The sequence below is a fragment of the Commensalibacter sp. M0355 genome (assembly GCF_016101365.1).
In the GTDB taxonomy this organism is placed as follows: domain Bacteria; phylum Pseudomonadota; class Alphaproteobacteria; order Acetobacterales; family Acetobacteraceae; genus Commensalibacter; species Commensalibacter melissae.
The window spans coordinates 701,128-720,371 of the sequence record NZ_JACFQQ010000001.1 but is presented as its reverse complement, the minus strand read 5'-3'; the positions used below and the strand labels follow the sequence as shown (position 1 = coordinate 720,371).

The 19,244-nt window shown below is 38.8% G+C and carries 19 protein-coding genes; 13 read left to right on the top strand and 6 right to left on the bottom strand.

Annotated features, from left to right (window positions below; genetic code table 11):
• Positions 1-251 precede the first annotated feature (251 nt).
• A complete protein-coding gene (locus H3T44_RS03415; protein WP_110438504.1) occupies positions 252-842 on the top strand; it encodes an LIC_12616 family protein in 591 nt (196 codons plus the stop codon).
• Between the two features lie 5 nt (positions 843-847).
• On the top strand, positions 848-1,948 hold the full coding sequence (locus tag H3T44_RS03410; protein WP_198196016.1) for a peptidoglycan-binding protein: 1,101 nt from the start codon (positions 848-850) through the stop codon (positions 1,946-1,948).
• Positions 1,949-2,346: 398 nt separating this feature from the next.
• Here the strand turns inward: H3T44_RS03410 and H3T44_RS03405 are convergent, their stop codons facing one another.
• Both H3T44_RS03405 and gap read right to left on the bottom strand, forming a co-directional pair.
• The gene (locus tag H3T44_RS03405) at positions 2,347-3,573 is read right to left on the bottom strand and encodes a phosphoglycerate kinase (RefSeq protein ID WP_198196015.1); all 1,227 of its coding nucleotides are present in this window, start codon (positions 3,571-3,573) and stop codon (positions 2,347-2,349) included.
• Positions 3,573-4,598 carry a type I glyceraldehyde-3-phosphate dehydrogenase gene (gene gap / locus H3T44_RS03400; protein WP_198196013.1) on the bottom strand — a complete coding sequence of 342 codons (1,026 nt, stop codon included), beginning with the start codon at positions 4,596-4,598 and terminating at the stop codon, positions 3,573-3,575. The genes H3T44_RS03405 and gap overlap by 1 nt, the downstream gene beginning before the upstream one ends.
• A 432-nt stretch (positions 4,599-5,030) precedes the next feature.
• On the opposite strand from gap, the gene H3T44_RS03395 reads away from it, so the two are divergent.
• Together H3T44_RS03395 and hemA are read left to right on the top strand one after the other, a co-directional pair.
• Positions 5,031-5,486: a hypothetical protein gene (locus H3T44_RS03395; protein WP_198196012.1), complete on the top strand. Its 456-nt coding sequence runs from the start codon at positions 5,031-5,033 to the stop codon at positions 5,484-5,486.
• Between the two features lie 119 nt (positions 5,487-5,605).
• The gene (gene hemA, locus H3T44_RS03390) at positions 5,606-6,832 is read left to right on the top strand and encodes a 5-aminolevulinate synthase (protein WP_370552720.1); all 1,227 of its coding nucleotides are present in this window, start codon (positions 5,606-5,608) and stop codon (positions 6,830-6,832) included.
• A gap of 44 nt (positions 6,833-6,876) precedes the next feature.
• Here hemA and H3T44_RS03385 read toward each other — a convergent pair whose 3' ends face one another.
• Complete coding sequence (locus tag H3T44_RS03385; RefSeq protein WP_122123982.1) at positions 6,877-7,641, bottom strand: DsbA family protein; 765 nt, start codon at positions 7,639-7,641, stop codon at positions 6,877-6,879.
• Positions 7,642-7,820: 179 nt separating this feature from the next.
• On the opposite strand from H3T44_RS03385, the gene H3T44_RS03380 reads away from it, so the two are divergent.
• From H3T44_RS03380 to H3T44_RS03370, 3 genes are all read left to right on the top strand, one after another.
• A complete protein-coding gene (locus tag H3T44_RS03380; protein ID WP_370552719.1) occupies positions 7,821-9,344 on the top strand; it encodes a gamma-glutamyltransferase in 1,524 nt (507 codons plus the stop codon).
• Between the two features lie 176 nt (positions 9,345-9,520).
• Complete coding sequence (gene recA / locus H3T44_RS03375; protein WP_198196010.1) at positions 9,521-10,549, top strand: recombinase RecA; 1,029 nt, start codon at positions 9,521-9,523, stop codon at positions 10,547-10,549.
• A 129-nt stretch (positions 10,550-10,678) separates the two neighbouring features.
• Positions 10,679-10,921, top strand: a complete 243-nt coding sequence (locus H3T44_RS03370; RefSeq protein WP_198196008.1) for a hypothetical protein — start codon at positions 10,679-10,681, stop codon at positions 10,919-10,921.
• A 399-nt stretch (positions 10,922-11,320) separates the two neighbouring features.
• Here the strand turns inward: H3T44_RS03370 and H3T44_RS03365 are convergent, their stop codons facing one another.
• The gene (locus H3T44_RS03365) at positions 11,321-11,782 is read right to left on the bottom strand and encodes a RidA family protein (RefSeq protein ID WP_198196007.1); all 462 of its coding nucleotides are present in this window, start codon (positions 11,780-11,782) and stop codon (positions 11,321-11,323) included.
• A 14-nt stretch (positions 11,783-11,796) separates the two neighbouring features.
• The gene (locus tag H3T44_RS03360) at positions 11,797-13,356 is read right to left on the bottom strand and encodes a vitamin B12-dependent ribonucleotide reductase (RefSeq protein WP_155567248.1); all 1,560 of its coding nucleotides are present in this window, start codon (positions 13,354-13,356) and stop codon (positions 11,797-11,799) included.
• 305 nt (positions 13,357-13,661) lie between these two features.
• On the opposite strand from H3T44_RS03360, the gene H3T44_RS03355 reads away from it, so the two are divergent.
• The 6 genes from H3T44_RS03355 to H3T44_RS03330 all read left to right on the top strand — a co-directional run bounded on the left by H3T44_RS03355 (position 13,662) and on the right by H3T44_RS03330 (position 18,032).
• Positions 13,662-14,030, top strand: a complete 369-nt coding sequence (locus H3T44_RS03355) for an NADH-ubiquinone oxidoreductase subunit NDUFA12 family protein (protein WP_155565853.1) — start codon at positions 13,662-13,664, stop codon at positions 14,028-14,030.
• 24 nt (positions 14,031-14,054) lie between these two features.
• Positions 14,055-14,579, top strand: coding sequence for an outer membrane lipid asymmetry maintenance protein MlaD (gene mlaD / locus H3T44_RS03350; RefSeq protein WP_232347489.1), 525 nt, complete (start codon positions 14,055-14,057; stop codon positions 14,577-14,579).
• 29 nt (positions 14,580-14,608) lie between these two features.
• Positions 14,609-14,830, top strand: a complete 222-nt coding sequence (locus H3T44_RS03345) for a hypothetical protein (RefSeq protein ID WP_155565851.1) — start codon at positions 14,609-14,611, stop codon at positions 14,828-14,830.
• On the top strand, positions 14,827-15,354 hold the full coding sequence (locus tag H3T44_RS03340) for a DUF2155 domain-containing protein (RefSeq protein WP_155565850.1): 528 nt from the start codon (positions 14,827-14,829) through the stop codon (positions 15,352-15,354). The genes H3T44_RS03345 and H3T44_RS03340 overlap by 4 nt, the downstream gene beginning before the upstream one ends.
• A gap of 88 nt (positions 15,355-15,442) precedes the next feature.
• Positions 15,443-15,964, top strand: coding sequence for a disulfide bond formation protein B (locus H3T44_RS03335; protein WP_347400691.1), 522 nt, complete (start codon positions 15,443-15,445; stop codon positions 15,962-15,964).
• 34 nt (positions 15,965-15,998) lie between these two features.
• On the top strand, positions 15,999-18,032 hold the full coding sequence (locus H3T44_RS03330; RefSeq protein ID WP_198196005.1) for an NAD(+) synthase: 2,034 nt from the start codon (positions 15,999-16,001) through the stop codon (positions 18,030-18,032).
• A 90-nt stretch (positions 18,033-18,122) separates the two neighbouring features.
• Here the strand turns inward: H3T44_RS03330 and H3T44_RS03325 are convergent, their stop codons facing one another.
• A complete protein-coding gene (locus H3T44_RS03325; protein WP_155567245.1) occupies positions 18,123-19,193 on the bottom strand; it encodes a TIGR04086 family membrane protein in 1,071 nt (356 codons plus the stop codon).
• Positions 19,194-19,244 lie beyond the last annotated feature (51 nt).

The window sequence follows — 19,244 nt, the reverse complement described above, 5'->3', positions numbered from 1 at the left end:
AGTTTATATTTGTAAAAGCCACTTAAATATATCTAAAAAAATTGATACAAACAGTCAAACATTATTGAATTTTCTGTCAGATTTTGAGATTATTTTAGTAAGTTAGTATTATTATAGTTTGATGAAGCGACCTTGATAGTAGGTCGTTTTTTTGTTTTTTATCAATAGAATTTTTTCAATAGATGCCAAGACAATAGCATCAATATTCCAATTAATTTCCAAAACAAAAAATTTAAGAAAGCATTAATTCTATGAGTAAAAAGGATAATAAACATGTCAAAGTCATGGTTGTTGCTCCCAAAGATGGAGAATTTCCAGAGTTATACACTTTAAGTTATAAAGAAATGTATAATTTGGTAGGAAAATTCATAAAAAAGGCTATCCCTATTAAAGGAACTGAATTAACGATTATACAAGGTCGCGGCAACCGAGTTTCAACCCCCAAAGCACCCTATATACTCATGAATATCGTTGATGAAAACCGTCTTTCAAGTAATGAAAGCTATTATCGGGGGCGTCATAAGATTTTCAGGTCAAGATCGCAGATTACAATGACCCTGATGTTCGTCGGAAACGAATATGTTCCAGCACTGCAAATGGCCAAGTCGTTTATAGTCAGATTTAATGATTCCTGGGCAAGTGATCAGTTTGAGCAATATAAAGCGCCATTTTTTCCTCTTTATAGCGATGAAGTAACCATAGAAAGTTCATTTGTCAATGCGGAAGATCAATATGAGGATGTTTGCTCGGTTGATGTTTATTTTGAATATCATCCAGAATTTGGAGTTTGTGAAGGCAGCGCCAAAGAAATCATTATGAATGTCAATGGATTCAATGAGTAATTAAAATGCGTAACATTCGTCATTCGGTTGGGCGTAATGCTGTAAATAACCGTCAAGATGTTATAATTGTACAGTCGTTACTCAAACGGCATGGGGCATCATATATTGATGTTGATGGAATATGTGGTCCGCTTACAAAAAAGGCAATCATTGAGTTTCAGAGTAAATTTTATACACATCCTGATGGTGTTATAACACCCGGTAAAAAAACTTCAATATACTTGAATAATTTTACGGGTTTGCTGACCCAAGATTCTTCAACCTCGCTTGTAATAAATCATGCTGAAAGGAAACTGTCATCTATTCAACCCTGGCAAAAAGAAGGAGAAAAGCAAAAGGGCTCCGCAAGTGAGGCAACAAAAAATGCAGTTTATCCTCAAATTATAACGATTGGTATGCTGGATGCTGTAAATCCATCAGGTAAAGGAAAGAATGGAGTTAACGCTACAGCATTGCCTTACCTTAATAGAAATGCCAATCATTTTAATATGACAGATAAGCGGGAAATTGCTTATTTCCTATCTCAGATATCTGCTGAAAGTGGACTTCAACCAATAGCGGAAAATTTAAATTACCGTGTAAGTGCAATGCGCGATAAATTTGGTTACCAAGCATTACGGATGTGTAAAAAAAAATTATGCAAAAAAATAAGAGTCCGAAGAGATAAATTGTGGACACAAACTTCTCATTATGCTCATCATCCACAAGCATTAGGTAACTATGTATATGCTGATCGTATGGGGAATGGTGATGAAGCAAGTGGCGATGGATATAGATATAGAGGCAGGGGGTTTCTTCAAATAACAGGCAAAAATCTGTATAGAAGAATGCAGGATTATCATCATCAAGAATTTCCCGATGATATTAATAATTTATTAAACAATCCTGATTTGATTGCAGATAGAAATCATTATGAATATGCTGTGGAGACAGCATTTGTTTACTGGTTTGATATTGCAAATGTTCATGATCTTGCAATTTCAGCAGATGCTACAGTCAAGGCCGTAACACGTAAAGTTAATGGAGGCCAAAATGGTTATCAGGCAAGATTGAATGCATTTAATCGTTTGGCAGATTATTTAAGGTTAACCAAGGCTAGTCAATAGATTTAAGTAAAAAGATTTCAGTTAACAAGATCGCGAAAATTATTTTAGGATTATTTATATTTTCATTTTTTCCAATTCATGGAAAACAAAATATTTTTGTTATGTTAAAATGGCATAATTTTCATAGAGGTTTAACAGATGTTGATAGTTATAAAACCTATACTTATGAAAAATATGAAAGTGGTAAGATGATTAAAAAATGACATATTTATTAAGATCGGCATTTAAAGAGTATGCAAAGAACGTTAGAGACTGGCCTATCAAATATGAAACAACTATTGATATTAAAAAATTATCATTAAATAATTCATCGGGAATATGATTGTCATAATTTCAGTAGGAAATCAAAAAAGACTGAAAAATCAGCCTTTTTTGTTTCAAAAGTTTTTTTAAAAAACCTATAAAGGCATTGTTTCTTGAGCTAATGTTGTTAGGGCAACAATACCTGGAAGAGCTTTACCTTCCAGCCATTCAAGAAATGCGCCACCAGCGGTTGAAACATAAGACATTTCATTGATAACGCCAGCATGTTTTAAGGCAGAAACCGTATCACCGCCGCCAGCAATACTTTTAAGCTTGCCAGATTTGGTTAATTTGGCAGCTTCTTGAGCCACTTCATTGGTTGCCTTATCAAAAGGTGTGAATTCAAAAGCCCCTAAAGGCCCGTTCCATACCAAGGTCTTGAGCTCAGCTAGATACTTGTTCAGTAATTTCACCGTTTTTGGCCCAACATCCAAAATCATTTGGTTATCGGGAACGGCATGGACATCAACAGTTTGTGTCGCTGGATTATTTTTTAATTCAGCGGCCACAACAACATCTACAGGTAATAGAATTTTACAATTTTGTTCCTTTGCCTTTTCCATGATGTCACGAGCTGTTTCATGCATGTCGGTTTCCTGCAGGGATTTACCAGTCTTGACGCCTTGAGCGGCAAGAAAGGTATTGGCCATAGCCCCACCAATAATCAATACATCAACCTTATTGATCATATTGGAAAGCAAATCAAGCTTTGTGGAAATCTTTGATCCGCCGATAATGGCACCAACTGGACGGTCAGGATGTTCCAGGGCGGCATTCAATGCATTTAATTCAGCCTCCATTAGACGACCTGCAAATGAAGGCAGGAATTTGGTAACACCCTCGGTTGATGCATGGGCACGATGGGAGGCTGAAAAAGCATCATCAACATAAACGTCTGCCAAAGAAGCAAGCTCTCTAGAAAGCGTTGGATCATTCTTTTCTTCACCAGCATGAAAGCGGGTGTTTTCAAGTAAGAGAATATCACCGTCTTTCATTGACGTGACAGCTTTCTGGGCATCAGGACCAATACAATTATTAGCAAAAGCCACAGGCTGTTTTAAGATATTTGATAAAGCTTCACCGACTGGTTTTAAAGACATTTCTGGAACCACCTTGCCTTTTGGACGGGCAAAATGGCTGCACAGAATAACCTTTGCACCTTTTTTAACCAGTTCCTTGATGGTGGGGACCAAACGATCCAGACGCGTTGTATCGGTAATTCTGCCATCATGCATGGGGACATTCAGATCCCCGCGCAAGAGAACTTTCTTACCTTTGCAATCAAGATCATCAAGGGTTTTGAAAGTTTTCTGTTCAACCATTATTTTGCATTCCCAAGGGCAACAGCTGTATCAGTCATACGGGTTGAGAAACCCCATTCATTATCATACCAGCCAGCAACACGGATCAATTTACCATTGTCAATAAATCCGGTTTGTGTTGCATCAAAGGTTGAGGAGTTAAAGCAATGGTTGAAATCGGAACTTACGAGCGGTTCATCATTATAGCCAAGAATACCCTTTAGCTCACCCTCGGCCGCTTTTTTGAAATAGGCATTTAACTCTTCAACAGAAGCGGGTGTTTTGGTGGGAACAAAGTCCAAAGCAACATAAGAAACATTAGGGGTTGGAACGCGAATGGCAATTCCATCCAGTTTTCCTTTTAATTCGGGAATAACCAATGCAACGGCTTTTGCGGCACCAGTTGTTGTCGGAATGATGTTTTGTGCAGCGGCACGGGCACGATGGAGATCTTTATGTAATGTGTCAACCGTGCGTTGATCACCTGTGTAAGAGTGGATGGTCAACATGCTGCCCCGTTCAATTCCGACTGTATCCTGAAGAACCTTTGCGATAGGAGCAAGACAGTTTGTGGTACATGATGCATTGGAAATGACAGTCATGTTGCCATTGATAATTTTGTGGTTAACACCGTAAACAATGGTTGCATCAACATTTTTTGCGGGGGCGGAAACAAGAACCTTACGGGCACCAGCCTGAAGCAATGCACTTGCGGCCTCCTTGCTTGTGAAACGTCCTGTGCATTCCATTGCAACATCAACACCTTGTAATGGAAGTTTTGTTGGATCTGCTTCGGCTGTAATTTTGATTGGGCCAATTTTACGTCCATTATGTGTTGTAATGGTCATTGTATTATTATCGACTTTAACATCTGCAGGAAGACGACCGTGAACCGTATCATAACGGAGAAGGTGAGCATTGGCCTCTGGGCTGCCAAGGTCGTTAATCAATACGACTTCCGCATCAGTGCGTTCGGTTTCAATGATGCTGCGTAGTACCAAGCGACCAATACGTCCAAAACCGTTAATTGCAAGTTTAATAGCCATGATAGTTAAATCTCCCTTTAAGGTTAAAAAGATTTTCCAAGGCGAATCGTCTTGTGAAAATTAATATAAAAACTTTTCTTCGTCTTTAACTCTATTTAATCACGTTTTTTTGATAACGTGAATATTAATCTTAATAATTTACCACAAATTTGATCTTTTGTTAGCTTTTTTAATAATATGCTAAATGAGGTTGTGATTGCACAGGATTATCAATCTTTTATATGAATCAAGTGTAGGATCAAATTTTTTTAATGAAACTTTCATGTCAATAGCAGTCTTAGTTTACGGTTTATTTCGGGTAATTGAATAAATTCGATTATTGAATAATAGAAATATAAGGGTAAAGGATTTCTTTATATTGTAAAATCAATTATTAAGGTTTAATTGAGATTGTTAGCGTTCTTTTCCAACTTTGCACTTTAAGTCAATTTTATGATCAGTCATTTGCGTTATGTTTCCTTGTTATTAAGTGGTTTTTTTTTATTAAGTTCTTGTAAGCTGGTTGATCAAAGGACTTTTAATCCGAGTGCAGGACGTAGGCCTGCTCCTTATATTCCCCCGCCTCCTCCACCTCCTCCGCCTCCGCCCGCACCACCGATCGAAATTGTAGAGGGAACGCCCCAGGATCAATGGGAAAAACCTTTGACAAATTTGGTAAAGGATGCGTTGTTAAGAAAAGCGGATGCCTTGTTTGTTATTACTTCAGTCACCCCAATTTCATCTGATCCTGTAATGCAGCAGGAGCAAATGACTAATATTGCAGCGCAAGAAGGCAGGGCAATTGCAAATGAAATAATCCGAGCGGGTGCCAAGGCGGAGCAAATTCAAATGAATGCCAAGGCAGATGGTGGAGTCAAGAAAAATGTTGTTCAAGTTACTATACAATAAGGTTATTGGATAATTTTTAATATGTTCTATATGAGGACGTAATGGATTGGTTATTCAGACAATGTTTTGTCATGTTGAATCATTTAAATCCCAAGGGATTTAAAATAGGAGAATAAATTGTGTCAGAACCCATAATATCTTCACATCCTTTTTATGCCTATTGCAAAGAGGCGCTTGGAGATATAGAGAAACAGGGACGGTATCGGCGTTTTACCCCATTAAGTCGTCAGTCAATGCATTATCCTGTTTATGATAGAAAGATTAATGCAAAAGAGGAAACCCCGATTATAGCCTGGTCAGCCAATGATTATCTGGGTATGGGAATTGAACCTGAAGTCATGAATGCCGCCATTATGGCTATTCAAAAATATGGTGCAGGTGCAGGTGGGACAAGAAATATTGCCGGAACCCATCCCTTGCATGAAGCGCTCGAGGCTGAACTTGCAGACTTGCATGGTAAAGAGGCGGGCTTGTTATTTGTATCAGGTTATGTATCAAACCAGGCGAGTTTGCAAACTATTCTAACGAGTATGTCCGGGAACTGGATGACTTTTTCCGATCAGCAAAATCATAATTCTATGATTGCTGGTATAAAAGGAGCTAAAAATGCTGATTGTGTGGTTTTCAAACATAATGATTTGCAGGATCTTGAATATAAACTTGCAAATGCTCCAAAAAATGTTGCCAAACTGATTGCTTTCGAAAGTGTCTATTCTATGGATGGCGATATTGCGGATATTGGGTCCATCTGTGCATTGGCACACAAATATAATGCCTTAACTTATTTAGATGAGGTACATGCTGTCGGTTTATATGGAAAAGAGGGTGGAGGTGTTTCTCAAAGGGATGGTGTAGCGAATCAGGTTGATATCATTGAAGGAACCCTTGCAAAGGGCTTTGGTGTACATGGGGGATATGTAACGGCGAAACGTGAAATTATTGAATATTTACGATTGGCTGCGGCTGGATTTATATTTACAACTTCCCTACCTCCATCTGTTGTGGCAGCGGCATTAAAAAGTGTTCGTTTGGTTCGTCAGCAGAATTGGCGTCGTGAAAAATTGTTTGAACGTATTCATACGTTTCAGGAAAAATTGAGACAGGCCAATATTCCTTTTATCGAGACAAAAAGCCAGATTGTACCCGTAATTATTGGAGAGGCTGAGTTATGCAAAAAAATAAGTCAACGTTTATTGGATGAATACAAAATTTATGCACCACCAATAAATTATCCAACCGTGCCCAAAGGAACGGAACGATTGCGATTGACCCCCAATCCTTATCATACGGATAAAATGATGGATGATATGGTAGATGCCTTGAAAGCTTTGTTACCTAAAAAATGAATTTTAAAGGCGATTTGCGGGTCGCCTTTAGTTTAGCTATGATATTATTTATTAAGTTTATCAATAACTTGTTCAAGATTGTCATAGCTTATTGCACCTTGAATGATATGTTCACCATTAATGATCAAGGCTGGAGTACCTTCAATACCAAGATCATGAGTTAATTGAAGGTTGCCGTTTAAAGCGTTGGTGACGGAATCCGCTTTCATATCGATTACCAATTGATCGGCGTTCAGTTTAAGTTTCTGTGCAATAGATTTGATAGTATTAAGGTTGATATCTTCCTGACTGGTCATCAAGGAGCGCATCATTGCAACATAATTGTTTTGTCTAGTTGCCGCAATTATGGCCTGAGACTGCAATTTGCTGTTTTCAGAAAGGATGGGAATGACTTTTAAGATTACCTTGACATCCTTATGTTTTTTGACCAGATCGATTAAAATAGGTAGCATTTTTTTACAGTATCCACAATTTGGATCGTAAAATTCAGTAATGGTTGTAGCTGCGTTTGGATCGCCCATCAGTCCGTCAGTGGGTAGCTGACGTAACAGTAATCCTTTTTTCTCTTTTATTGTCTGGGTAGAAAGTGAAGCGCGTTGTTGCTCTTTCTTTTTCATCAGGGTTTGAATTCCAGTTTCTAATAGGGTTGGATCATCTTTTAGAGCCTGTCTGACAATGGAAATGATTTCTTTACGTTGTTGGGATGAGAAAGTTGCTGCTGGATCTTCACTATGACCAATGACAGGGAAAGAGATAAGACAGGAGAGTAATGAACCTGTCATCAAAGGACGAAAGGATAATTTTTTCATAAAGCGTTTTCCGATTGGTAAAATTGGGATTTTATCATATGGATGGATAATATTATACAGAATTGTAATTGTTGTGATATAAAATGAATCTCGATAGAGTATGGCTTGATAATTTGAGTTAAATATAACTTTCGAACCCTATTATGGTATTATTGATTTTTTAAGTGGAGCGCTGCCACGTGTCAAAACGTTATCAAATTTCAAAAGGTCGTGTTGAGGCAAAGACAACAAAATTTACTCAAAAATTCAGGGACGGATCAAGGCAAAAGATAGTTTTGTTTAAGAAGGCTGTTTGTGGTTTGGCCTTGGCATTTTCAATAACGGCATGTGGTGGGGATCATCACGAGAAAAAACTATCAAAATCTGCAAATTTGAATCATCGTGTAACAGGATATGTTGGGAGCGTTGCTGCAGATGAACCACAAGCCGCCATGTTGGCGCGGGATATCCTGATTCGTGGGGGAAATGCGGCTGATGCAGCTACGGCCCTAGGTATGGCATTGACAGTAACTTTGCCTTCCCGTGCCTCGCTGGGAGGAGGTGGAGCATGTCTGGCGTATCATTCCGGACAGCCGGCACAGTCAATTATTTTCCTTCCTCAGGCAGGAAGAAAACCTTCCAGTAATAGTGATCGTCCAGCTGCGATTCCAATGATGGCAAGAGGATTATATTTATTACAGGCAAGTTACGGCAAGTCAGATATTAATGATATTTTACGGTTGGTTGGTAATTTGGCAGGAAATGGTGCTCCCGTTTCTGACACGTTGGCGAGTGATCTGGCAGCTGTTCAGCAGCCCTTATTTGAAGATTCTGCCATGCAGAAAGCATTTACAAATGCAAATGGACTTCCTCTTAAGGCTGGGGATATTCTATATCAGCCTCGTTTAAAGATTATTTATGACCGATTGATTAGTGCAGGTATTGCAGATCTTTACATTGGTTCTCTTGCAAGAAGTTATGCCTTGGGATCCCAGATTGCGGGAGGGGGGTTGTATAACGAGGACTTTAGAAATGCCCTGCCTGTTCAAACCTCAGCTTTGTCTTTGACACAAGGACAAAATATTACATATTTTTTATCTCCTCCTGCAGATGGAGGTCTGGGTATGGCAATGGCGATGCATAATGGACAAAATAGGGATGATGTTGCCCAGGGTACAGTTGCAAAATGGCGTGCAGAAAATAGTTCTACTTATTTGAAGTCATCCATTGAAGGAATGACAAAAAAAGCTCAAGACTGGCTTGATAATGGGAAGGCGGGCAGCGGCAGTTTGCCAGCATTGCCTGCATCTACTTCTTTTGTAGTTGTTGATCGTGATGGGGGAGCCGTTTCTTGTGCTTTAACCATGAATAATTTATTTGGTACAGGACGTATTTCTGGAACAACCGGTATAGTTATGGCTGCGTCTCCTCGTCAGCTGCCGCCACCTTTGTTAACAGGATCGATTTCAACGTATAAACAGCGTTTTATTGCAGGAGTTTCTGCCTCTGGACAGAATGATGCGGCGCAAGAGGCTGCCGTGACCATGAATTCTTTTTTGAACAAACAAGGAAATAAACGGGAAAAGGGTGTTTCATTACCGAATTCGAGCGGCTCAAAAGGACGGGTAAATGCCGTTTATTGTTCTGATGGGTTGCCAGGAAATGACAGGCAATGTCATGCTTATACAGATCCAAATGGTATGGGATTGGCAATTAGTCGTTAAGATAATTATTGCTGTTATGGATCATTGATATTTTGATAAAAATACCAATATTGTAAATGTAAATATTGTATTTTTATCTTTTAAAATCTTCAAAAGCAGCAATAAATGTTTAACTGGGGTTAATCTGAGAATTTACGGTCCCCACGTTATTTATTTATAAGGAAATTCTAAAAATAATGGACAAGAATAAAGCATTAGAAGGAGCTTTGTCTCAGATTGAACGTGCCTTTGGTAAAGGTTCAATCATGAAGATGGGAGAGCAGTCTGTCGTTCAAGTGGAAGCAATTTCAACAGGCTCGATTGGTCTGGATATTGCTTTAGGAATTGGTGGTGTCCCTCGTGGACGTATAGTTGAAATCTATGGTCCAGAAAGTTCCGGGAAAACAACAATGGCGTTGCATATTATAGCCGAGGCTCAAAAAAAGGGTGGTACATGTGCATTTTTGGATGCCGAACACGCTCTTGATCCCATTTATGCGCGTAAACTCGGCGTTGATATTGATAATTTGCTCATCTCTCAACCTGATGCTGGGGAACAGGCATTGGAAATTGCGGATACTTTGGTTCGTTCTGGCGCTATTGATGTCTTGGTAGTGGACAGTGTGGCGGCATTGGTTCCCCGTGCAGAGTTGGAAGGGGATATGGGTGACAATCATGTTGGATTACATGCCCGTTTGATGAGCCAGGCCTTAAGAAAATTGACTGGATCTGTTTCTCGTTCCAATACCTGTCTGATTTTCCTCAATCAAATTCGTCAAAAGATTGGTGTTATGTTTGGATCGCCAGAAACAACTACAGGCGGAAATGCATTGAAGTTCTATTCTTCTGTACGTATGGATATTCGTCGTATCGGTCAGGTGAAGGAAAAGGACGAAATCACAGGAAACCAGACGCGGATTAAGGTGGTTAAAAATAAAATGGCTCCTCCTTTCAAGCAGGTTGAATTTGACATTATGTATGGAGAAGGAATTAGTAAGATGGGAGAATTGATAGATCTGGGTGTAAAAGCAGGGATTATTGAAAAAGCGGGTTCATGGTTTTCTTATGACAGTCAGCGTATTGGTCAGGGACGGGAAAATGTAAAGCAGTTCTTGCGAGAGCATCTGGAGATAAGTCAGGTTATTGAGCAACGTATTCGTGAGCATTCTGGTATTATTGGTGAAGGCTCGATGGATGATATGGCTATCGGCACTGATGATTTGTGAGATAGCTAGTTATAGTTGTTAATTTTCTTCATTTATCAATTTGTTGTATAGAAATTGATAAATTTAATAGTTTATGATTATTAAATGTTGCATTCAAATGATCTAAATGGAGAAAATTAAAAATGGAATGTGAATAAAATTAAGTGGCAGGGTTTATTAACGCAGACAGAAAAACTCGCTAAAAACGTTTTTATCCTTCCCTTTGCCCAGATGATTCTGGAGCATGACGTATTCAGTCATCTTGGGGTTATGCAGGAATATAATTGTAGATACGGTATTAAAATGGACGAAAAGATGGATTTTGCGGTCTTAAAAGATGAAAAAAATCAAATTTTAATTGTATGTAAAACATTGGCGATGATCTTAATATAAATACAGGCCTCACAAATTCACGGTATTTTTCAGTAACGGAAGCTCGTATAGTTATTCTTGCAAATGGCAGGGTATATAGATTTTTTACAAATTTAGATGCACCTGATAAAATGAATAATGAATTGTTTCGATATTAAAAAGGTAATCTCTCAGCAAGTTGTAGATCTAAAACAATTGTATGTCGAGATATAAAAAGTTATTTTGATATTTAGTTAGATAATAACCGTAAATCGGTATGCTGATTGCATTTTAAATGTAGGTACAATCCTGTTTGATGAGAATAAAACAGAAACATGATACTTGCAAGAAACTCTGAATAATATATTTAAATGCACACCAGATATATATACAGAGTATAATCAACTATTATACTCGTATAGATCAACTGGCAGAATAGATTTATTTCAATTCAAACCAAGCTTCAACCTCAACACAGGCATCCATTGGTAAACATGCTACACCAAAGGCAGAACGTGCATGTCGTCCTTTGTCTCCAAAAATTTCTACAGCTAGATCTGATGCTCCATTCATGACAACAGCCTGCTGGGTAAATTCCGGTATACTGGCAATGAACCCTCCCAGACGGATTAATTTGCTGATTTCATTTAACTGTCCAATAGCGGCCTTGGCCTGTGCCAAAATATTGATCATGCAATAGCGGGCTGCTTGTTGCCCAGTTTTAAGGTCAATGGTCGTGCCCAATTTCCCGGTTGCAAAAAGTTTCCCGTCTATAAAAGGAAGTTGACCAGAAATAATCAGGGAATTATTGGTTTTGATTGCAGGAAGATAATTTGCAACAGGGGCTGTCGGGGTAGGAAGTTGAATTCCAAGTTTGGCAATGCGTTCCTCAATAGATGACATGTCTTGATCCTTTCTCAGCTTACAAGTTTGAATTTTGAATGTTTCCGTGGGGAAGAGTGAGATTGATTCATTTCTTCCTCTGGTAGATCCAAAGGCAGCATGGGGAGTTTTTCCTCATCAGACTGTAAATTATTAGGTGCGTCAGGTAAAGGCTGGTTTAAATAAACATCTGATAATAGCCGGAAGCTATAATCCAGAAACGAGGTCGCGTAAATCGCTCCTGGATCCCCTTCAACGGTTCCGGCAATGCCGAAGCGGCTATAGGCAAATGCGGAAACGAATTCCTTTAAAGGAACCCCATATTGCAAACCAATACTGACAGCCTGGCCAAGGCTGTCTAACAAACCTTTAACCATGGCATTTTCTTTTAAAGGCGTAATCGATATCTCACCAAGCTTGCCATCTTCGTATTCACCTGTACGCAAAAACAATCCACGTCCAGCAATACTCGCTTTTTGTGTAATTCCTTTGTGACGTGGTGGAAGAGGTTCTCGAATTCCCCGGGGTAATATGGTTTTTGAAGCGAGGGGATATTCCATTGGATGGGGACGGGGGGGCATTGAAGTTGTAAAACCGATCAATGCCTGATGCATTGCGCAATGCGCCTGATGAGAAGGGGGTTGAAGTATCAAATTTCCCGATAGGGTTGCAGCCAGTGCACTTTCAGGAGTTAGTTTTTGTTTTGCCATTCGCGCAATAGTACTTATTGCCAGATGTCCGTCTTCGGTAACAGGGGAAAATATGGGGGCCAGTCCACATGCTTCTGATCCTAGAAATAGATCTTCAGGTCCGGGAATTGAGAAACTGGTTTCTATCCTGGGCAGAGGCAAAGTTTTTTCCTCAGAGGCAAGACTCCATATTTCTTTGGCAAGGGTAGTTAATTCTGGTAATGCATTCCAGTCTGGTGACAAGGGAAGATAATCAGATCCACAACCTGCAGTTGAGAGTAAGGTTGCAAAACAGGTAAGGCAACAAGCCACATCCCGTCCTTGGATACTGTCATATTCCAGACCGAGTTGTGCAAGACAGGCATCTAAATTGGTAAGATAAATTGTCCCGGCAATATTGTGATATGATTCTGCATTTTCAGAATCTACAGGCTTTTGCTTTGGGGAAATCTGCAAATCTGGAAAGGGAAGTTCACTGTTAATGAAATTGAACTGTTGCTTATAGAGAATACGGATACTATCGATAACAATTTGCAGAACTTTCCGATAAGAATGAGCGTCAAATCCTGTTTCAGTTGACGCAAAGGCAGCCAAATTTATGGTAAAGGCAGGTTTTTGACTGTTGTCATTTTGCCAAATACGTTGATTGGGACAGGCCTGTTGGTTTAGCAGAATTGTTTCCCAGTCAGAAACTGTCCAATTTTTGATCCCTGCATTTGCCGCATGATCACAAAGAGGCAGTAACCAGTTGGCAGTGATTTGATCTGTTTTAACAGAGGAGGATTCCAGTTGATAGGATGAGCATAACTGTAGGATCGCTGTTGCAGTTTGATCCTCCCATCGAGCGGGCATGGTTACTGAATAAAGAGATGCGTCGGGATCAATCGCGGCTTGCAGATTACGCATCCTGACGCCATTCCAAATATGTCTTGTGTTCATAATAATCAAGTTTACATTTTTTTTGGAATGTCGATAAGCTGAATAAATAGGTAAAAAGTTATACAGGTATCTGTATTCAGTGGATATTGTGGATAAAATTCCGGTTTAGTTTGTTTTCAACTTTTTATTTATCTTAGGATGTAATCTTTTGATTATTCGCTTTAATTAGAATCCAATTTAATTTTTTTTGTGATTTTTATGGAAAAAAGGTATATGGTTGTTAGAAGTTATTTGATAAAGATACTACATAATTATTTTGTTTGAATTATATTATGACAACACTTGGAACGCGTTTACACACACTTTTAAAAGGACGTTTGGTCGGGAAAGATTCTGATGGACGTTCCTATTATGAATCTCGCAAACTAAACCGTCTTGGCGGAGGTGAACGTCGTCGTGAGCGGTGGGTTATTTATAAAAAAGGTGATGATCCCTCCGCAGTTCCTCCAGAGTGGTGGGTCTGGCTACATTATGAGGCGGATGCACCAGTTCCGGTATCAAAGCGTCATCCCTGGCAAATTCCCTATCATTCCAATTTAACCGGAACAGCCAAGGCTTATCATCCACAAGGGAGCGATTATGCCGGTGGTCAACGAGCCAAGGCTACGGGTGATTATGAAAGCTGGGTTCCTGAGGCTTAGTTGAAAAGATAGTTCATGGTATTGATGCCCTCTCAAAAAACACAGCAAATAATTGAACTTGTCACAGGTTTGATAGTGTTGGTTATTTTTGTTGTTGCTGTTATCATGGCCATTATTGGACATGGGCAGAAAAATATTGGAGGGTATCCGTTATGCGCATCGTTTAGCCAGATTGACGGGCTGGAAGTCGGTTCAGACGTAAAATTGGCAGGGGTGAGTGTAGGTCAAGTTATTCAGGAAAAAGTTGACCCAAAAAGATTTAATGCGGTTGTAACTTTTACGGTTCGGCCAGATGTAAAATTACCAGTTGATACGGCGGCAATTATTACAAGTGATAGTCTGCTAGGTGGAAAATATATTGATCTTTCTCCAGGTGGTGATGAAACGGTTCTTAAACCTGGTCAGTTTCTGACCCATACCCAAGGGGCTATCAGTTTGCAACAGCTTTTAAGCAAATTTATTTTCTCTGTTACAGATAATATGAGTAAGAATGAAAAGAAAAAGGCGGACAATTCTGCTGATCAATTCCATAATAATGAATTACATTGACTAGTTTAAGAATTTAAGGGTTGGTTAAGATGAAAGCAGAAGTTCAAACATCTTCATTAAACTGGCCTCAATCTGATGGAAAACCTGTAACCTGCAAAGAAAAATTAAAAATTCTGGAAGAAAACAAAACCGAGTTAACACAATATATGCAGGATGTATTTGAGGACGCATTGCTGATTGGAGTGGATGAGGAATTCATGCGGGATTTTCTAAAAGATATGGTTGATCAATTACGGAGTCCGGTAAAATGAAAAAATATTTTTGCTGTTTAGCTGTTGTCATACTGGGAATAGGTAATATTTCAAACAGTTTGGCTGAAACCAGTAAATCAGCAAAACAAAATCCCAATGTTGCTGAACAGTGGATAAGACAATCCGAAGCTGTTGTTCGAATTTTGAATAAACTTGAAGCCCATACTGAAATTTTAAATATACCGGTTGGACAATCAGTGCGATACCAGACCCTGACAATCGAGGCTCTTAATTGTGTAATACGTCCTCCCTCAACACCTTTTGATAGTGCCGCATTTCTTCAAGTAACAGACACAAAATTAACATCTATTCATTTTGCCTCATGGATGTTTTTATCTGAACCTGGAATAGCTGTTTTTGAGCATCCTCTATATAATATAAGTGTTGTTGGTTGTGCGGGTAATTCAATGAATGATTCCCAAAAGGTTCAAAAAAAAGATGAAAAAAATATACAGCACCCTGTTGAGCAATCTTCAGAATCAATTGAAAATTCGTTAGAGAAGTCTTTGCAATCGCAACATTAAAAAAAATATGGTAAACTCGCTTTTTTATAAAGTCTATTTCATATTTAACCATTCATCATTCATGTGTAAACCAGTCTAGGTATCAGTCGTGACCAATTATAATAAATATTATATGAAAACGATTACCGCAATTTTCTTTATATTGGCAGGCGCATTTGCTATTGGTGCAGCGTGGTTTTTACAGCATGTTTTGCATATGGTTCCTTGTGCTTTGTGTTTATTGGAAAGATGGCCATATCGTTTTCTGATTATTTTGGGTATTTTGGGTATTTTTATTCCAACACGATATTTGACCTTGATTTTATGGGTTGGATTTATGGTTTTGTTAATGAGTATTGGCATTTCCTGTTTACATATTGGGGTGGAACAGGGATGGTGGGCAAGTCCGTTACCTGAGTGTAGCGCCAATCTTGTCGCAACGGACAATCTTGCCGATCGGCTTGGCGCTATGCCGGATCGTCCAGGCAAACCCTGTGATGTCGCCTCTTATCCTTTTTCTTGGCTGCCAGTTTCTTTGACAATGGTAAACGGATTATATTCCCTCTTTTTATTTGCTATATTGATTTGGCGGTTGGTTGAAGAAAGACATAATCGTAGAATATATTTCTAGATCCTTAAATTATATTTAGTATGTGAGATTCTTCTTGAAAAATTTTTACTCGTTGTATGAACATAACCTTGCCCGGGTGGGATTATGCAATTTTACAGTCTGTTTGGCAGATCCTTATTCGAACAGCGAGAAAATAATTCAACTGGCTTTAAAGGCCCATCGGGAATGCGTTGCACTTTGTGTTTTTCCTGAATTGTCTCTGACGGGATATTCAATTGAGGATCTCAGGTTACAGGACAGCCTGTCAAATGCTGTTAAGGAAACTATTGAACTGATATGTGATGCAAGCCAATCCCTTATGCCTGTTCTCATATTTGGAGCTCCTGTTGTTTTTAAGGGTGCTTTGTATAATTGTGCGGTTGTTATTCATAAAGGTAAGATTCTGGGAATTGTTCCCAAATCCTATTTACCTGGTTACCGGGAATTTTATGAGGCCAGACAATTTGTTGATGGGCAATTGATTGTCAATGAGTCCATAGTTTTTAACAAACAGAACGTTCCTTTTGGTGTTGATCTGCTTTTTAAAGCAGAGGATTATCCCGATTTGCTTATAGGGACGGAGATTTGCGAAGATTTGTGGGTACCAATTCCCCCAAGTAGTTATGCCTGTATGGCTGGTGCCACCGTGATTGCCAATCTTTCGGCAAGTAACATAACTGTAGGTAAAGCGGATCAGCGTTCTTTGTTGTGTCAAACGCAATCCTCACGTGGAATTTGCGCTTATCTATATACTGCTGCAGGAAATGGTGAATCTACAACCGATCTTGCCTGGGACGGACAATTGTCAATTTTTGAAAATGGTGAACTTCTGGCGCAAACAGAACGTTTTCCAAAAGGCGATAATTTTCTATATGCAGATATTGATCTTGATTTGATACGTCAGGAACGGTTGCAACGCGGAACATTTCATCAGTACTATGCAAAACACTCACCTTATCGTTTGATTGCATTCAAATTGCAACCTTCAAATGACACCATAGGGCTTCAACGTCCCTTGGAACGTTTTCCCTTTGTCCCTTCGGAAGTCCATCGGTTGGAACAGGACTGTTATGAAGCCTACATGATTCAGGTTTCAGCATTGAAACAACGCATTCAAGCCAGCAAAGCCCAGCGAATGATCATTGGTGTTTCTGGAGGACTTGATTCGACACAGGCTTTGCTGGTTGCTGTACAGGCTGCTGACGATCTCGAAATGGATCGACAGTCTATTTATGGGTATACAATGCCGGCATTCGGAACAGGCAAAGAGACGAAAAATAATGCCGAATCATTGATGAAAAGCCTTGGTATTCATTGGGAATGCTTGGATATTTCTGATACAGCCAGACAAATGTTAAAAGATATAGGACATCCTTATGCAGAAAATAAGCCTGTATACGATATCACCTTTGAAAATGTCCAGGCGGGATTAAGAACAGATTATCTGTTTCGTCTGGCCAATCTGCATAATGGTATTGTTGTTGGGACCGGGGATCTATCAGAACTGGCGCTGGGATGGTGTACTTATGGCGTAGGGGATCAAATGTCCCATTATCATGTCAATGCTGGGTTACCCAAAACATTAATTCAACATTTGATACGATGGGTTGTTCAATCCAGATTTTTTTCAGAGGAAACTGGCAGGGTTTTGCAGGAAATCTTGAATACTGAAATCTCGCCAGAACTCATTCCTGCAAAAGATGCAAAATCCATTCAAAGTACTGAATCGATAATTGGACCATACGCATTGCAAGATTTTAATTTATATTATTTTCTAAGATATGGTCTAAAACCTTCAAAAATTGCTTTTTTGGCCTATCATATATGGTCAAATTCATGCAAGGGGAGCTGGCCTGCAGGTTATCCTGATACAAAAAAAATCGATTATAATTTATGTGAAATTAGGCATTGGCTGGAAATATTCATTAAACGGTTTTTTGCTTTTAGCCAATTCAAACGATCAGCCATGCCAAATGGTCCCAAGATTCTCGCAGGAGGAAGTCTTTCTCCACGGGGAGATTGGCGTGCCCCTTCAGATGGAAATGCGAATATATGGTTAAGAGAACTTGAAAATGTTCCTTTCGATTGATTTTGTTCAAAAGGTTTAAAAAGTAAAAAAACTAGTATTTTTGGAAATACTAGTTTTTTGGTTATTTTTTAAGATAAGCGATATTGTTATTTAGTGATTATAATTATGATGCTCATTATCAGCAGTTTGATTTTCTAGTTTTCTGCAAACGGTTCTTTGCCCCAATAATCCACAAGCGGTACTAACCAATGCACCAACTAGCAAGGCGATAAAAGACCAGAATGAAAGACGTGCGATGGCTTTGACAGTCATATCCGCTTTTTCTTTAGCCTGTTCTTTCCATGTGTTTAATTGTTCTTTTGCTTCCTGAAGATTGTTTTGCAAATCATTCAATTTATTGTTTGCTTCTTGTACTGCCTGGTTATGCATGGCAATAATATTGTCAACCGAACGTTCTGCCTCTTTAGGGGTTAAATTAGTATTATTGGCAATAGCTTTTTCTACATCATTACGATCAATGGACTGATAGATGTTTTCGGTACGGGTTTTGAGGTGGCTTATTAAATCAGAAAGAATCTTGTCGGAATTATTTGGGTTGATGCTAATTTCCTTGATAGCATTTTTGGCTTCTTTTTTAACTTCCTTAAATTGTGAGGATAGATAGTCTGGATGTAAAGCTGGAATATCACTTTTTTTCAAAGCCTCTATCACATTTTGATTAAGTTGTTGATTATTCGCATTTGATTTGAAATCAAAATTTTTCAGAGTGTTTTTGCTAAGATCAAAAATTCCTGAAATACCATTTTGGGATGCAGAACCAATGCCGCTTAATAGGGAACCTGTAGATGAGGTCACTGTTCCGATTGTTCCCCCGATCATGGTAAGGATGGAACTTAAAATCATGCATCCAATAATAATGGATAAAATAAGCGAGGTGGCCCAAACAAGAAACCCATGAATGAGGCCATTTACGCCAGCCAAGCGTCCAGTCACAAAAGCGCCACATGCAAGGCTGAGGATAATTGAAACCACAGTCCAGATTAAAACTGTTGTTCCTGCACCATTAATAATATCATCGGATTTAGGGGACAGCATTGAAACACCCAGGCTGCTTCCCAAAATAAAAAGAAGAAAAAATACTGCCATAACTGTAAAAATACCAGCAATAATACTTCCCCAGCATATTCTTTTTTTATTTATATTATTATTTTGATAATCCATTATTACGCTCCTTAATAGTTATTTATTAAAAACAATATTAGCGTAAATAAA

Coding starts and splice junctions, on each gene's coding strand:
- H3T44_RS03415 (WP_110438504.1), top strand. CDS start 252: ATGAGTAAAAAGGATAATAAACATGTCAAAGTCATGGTTGTTGCTCCC.
- H3T44_RS03410 (WP_198196016.1), top strand. CDS start 848: ATGCGTAACATTCGTCATTCGGTTGGGCGTAATGCTGTAAATAACCGT.
- H3T44_RS03405 (WP_198196015.1), bottom strand. CDS start 3,573: ATGGTTGAACAGAAAACTTTCAAAACCCTTGATGATCTTGATTGCAAA.
- gap (WP_198196013.1), bottom strand. CDS start 4,598: ATGGCTATTAAACTTGCAATTAACGGTTTTGGACGTATTGGTCGCTTG.
- H3T44_RS03395 (WP_198196012.1), top strand. CDS start 5,031: ATGATCAGTCATTTGCGTTATGTTTCCTTGTTATTAAGTGGTTTTTTT.
- H3T44_RS03385 (WP_122123982.1), bottom strand. CDS start 7,641: ATGAAAAAATTATCCTTTCGTCCTTTGATGACAGGTTCATTACTCTCC.
- recA (WP_198196010.1), top strand. CDS start 9,521: ATGGACAAGAATAAAGCATTAGAAGGAGCTTTGTCTCAGATTGAACGT.
- H3T44_RS03365 (WP_198196007.1), bottom strand. CDS start 11,782: ATGTCATCTATTGAGGAACGCATTGCCAAACTTGGAATTCAACTTCCT.
- H3T44_RS03360 (WP_155567248.1), bottom strand. CDS start 13,356: ATGCGTAATCTGCAAGCCGCGATTGATCCCGACGCATCTCTTTATTCA.
- H3T44_RS03355 (WP_155565853.1), top strand. CDS start 13,662: ATGACAACACTTGGAACGCGTTTACACACACTTTTAAAAGGACGTTTG.
- mlaD (WP_232347489.1), top strand. CDS start 14,055: ATGCCCTCTCAAAAAACACAGCAAATAATTGAACTTGTCACAGGTTTG.
- H3T44_RS03345 (WP_155565851.1), top strand. CDS start 14,609: ATGAAAGCAGAAGTTCAAACATCTTCATTAAACTGGCCTCAATCTGAT.
- H3T44_RS03340 (WP_155565850.1), top strand. CDS start 14,827: ATGAAAAAATATTTTTGCTGTTTAGCTGTTGTCATACTGGGAATAGGT.
- H3T44_RS03325 (WP_155567245.1), bottom strand. CDS start 19,193: ATGGATTATCAAAATAATAATATAAATAAAAAAAGAATATGCTGGGGA.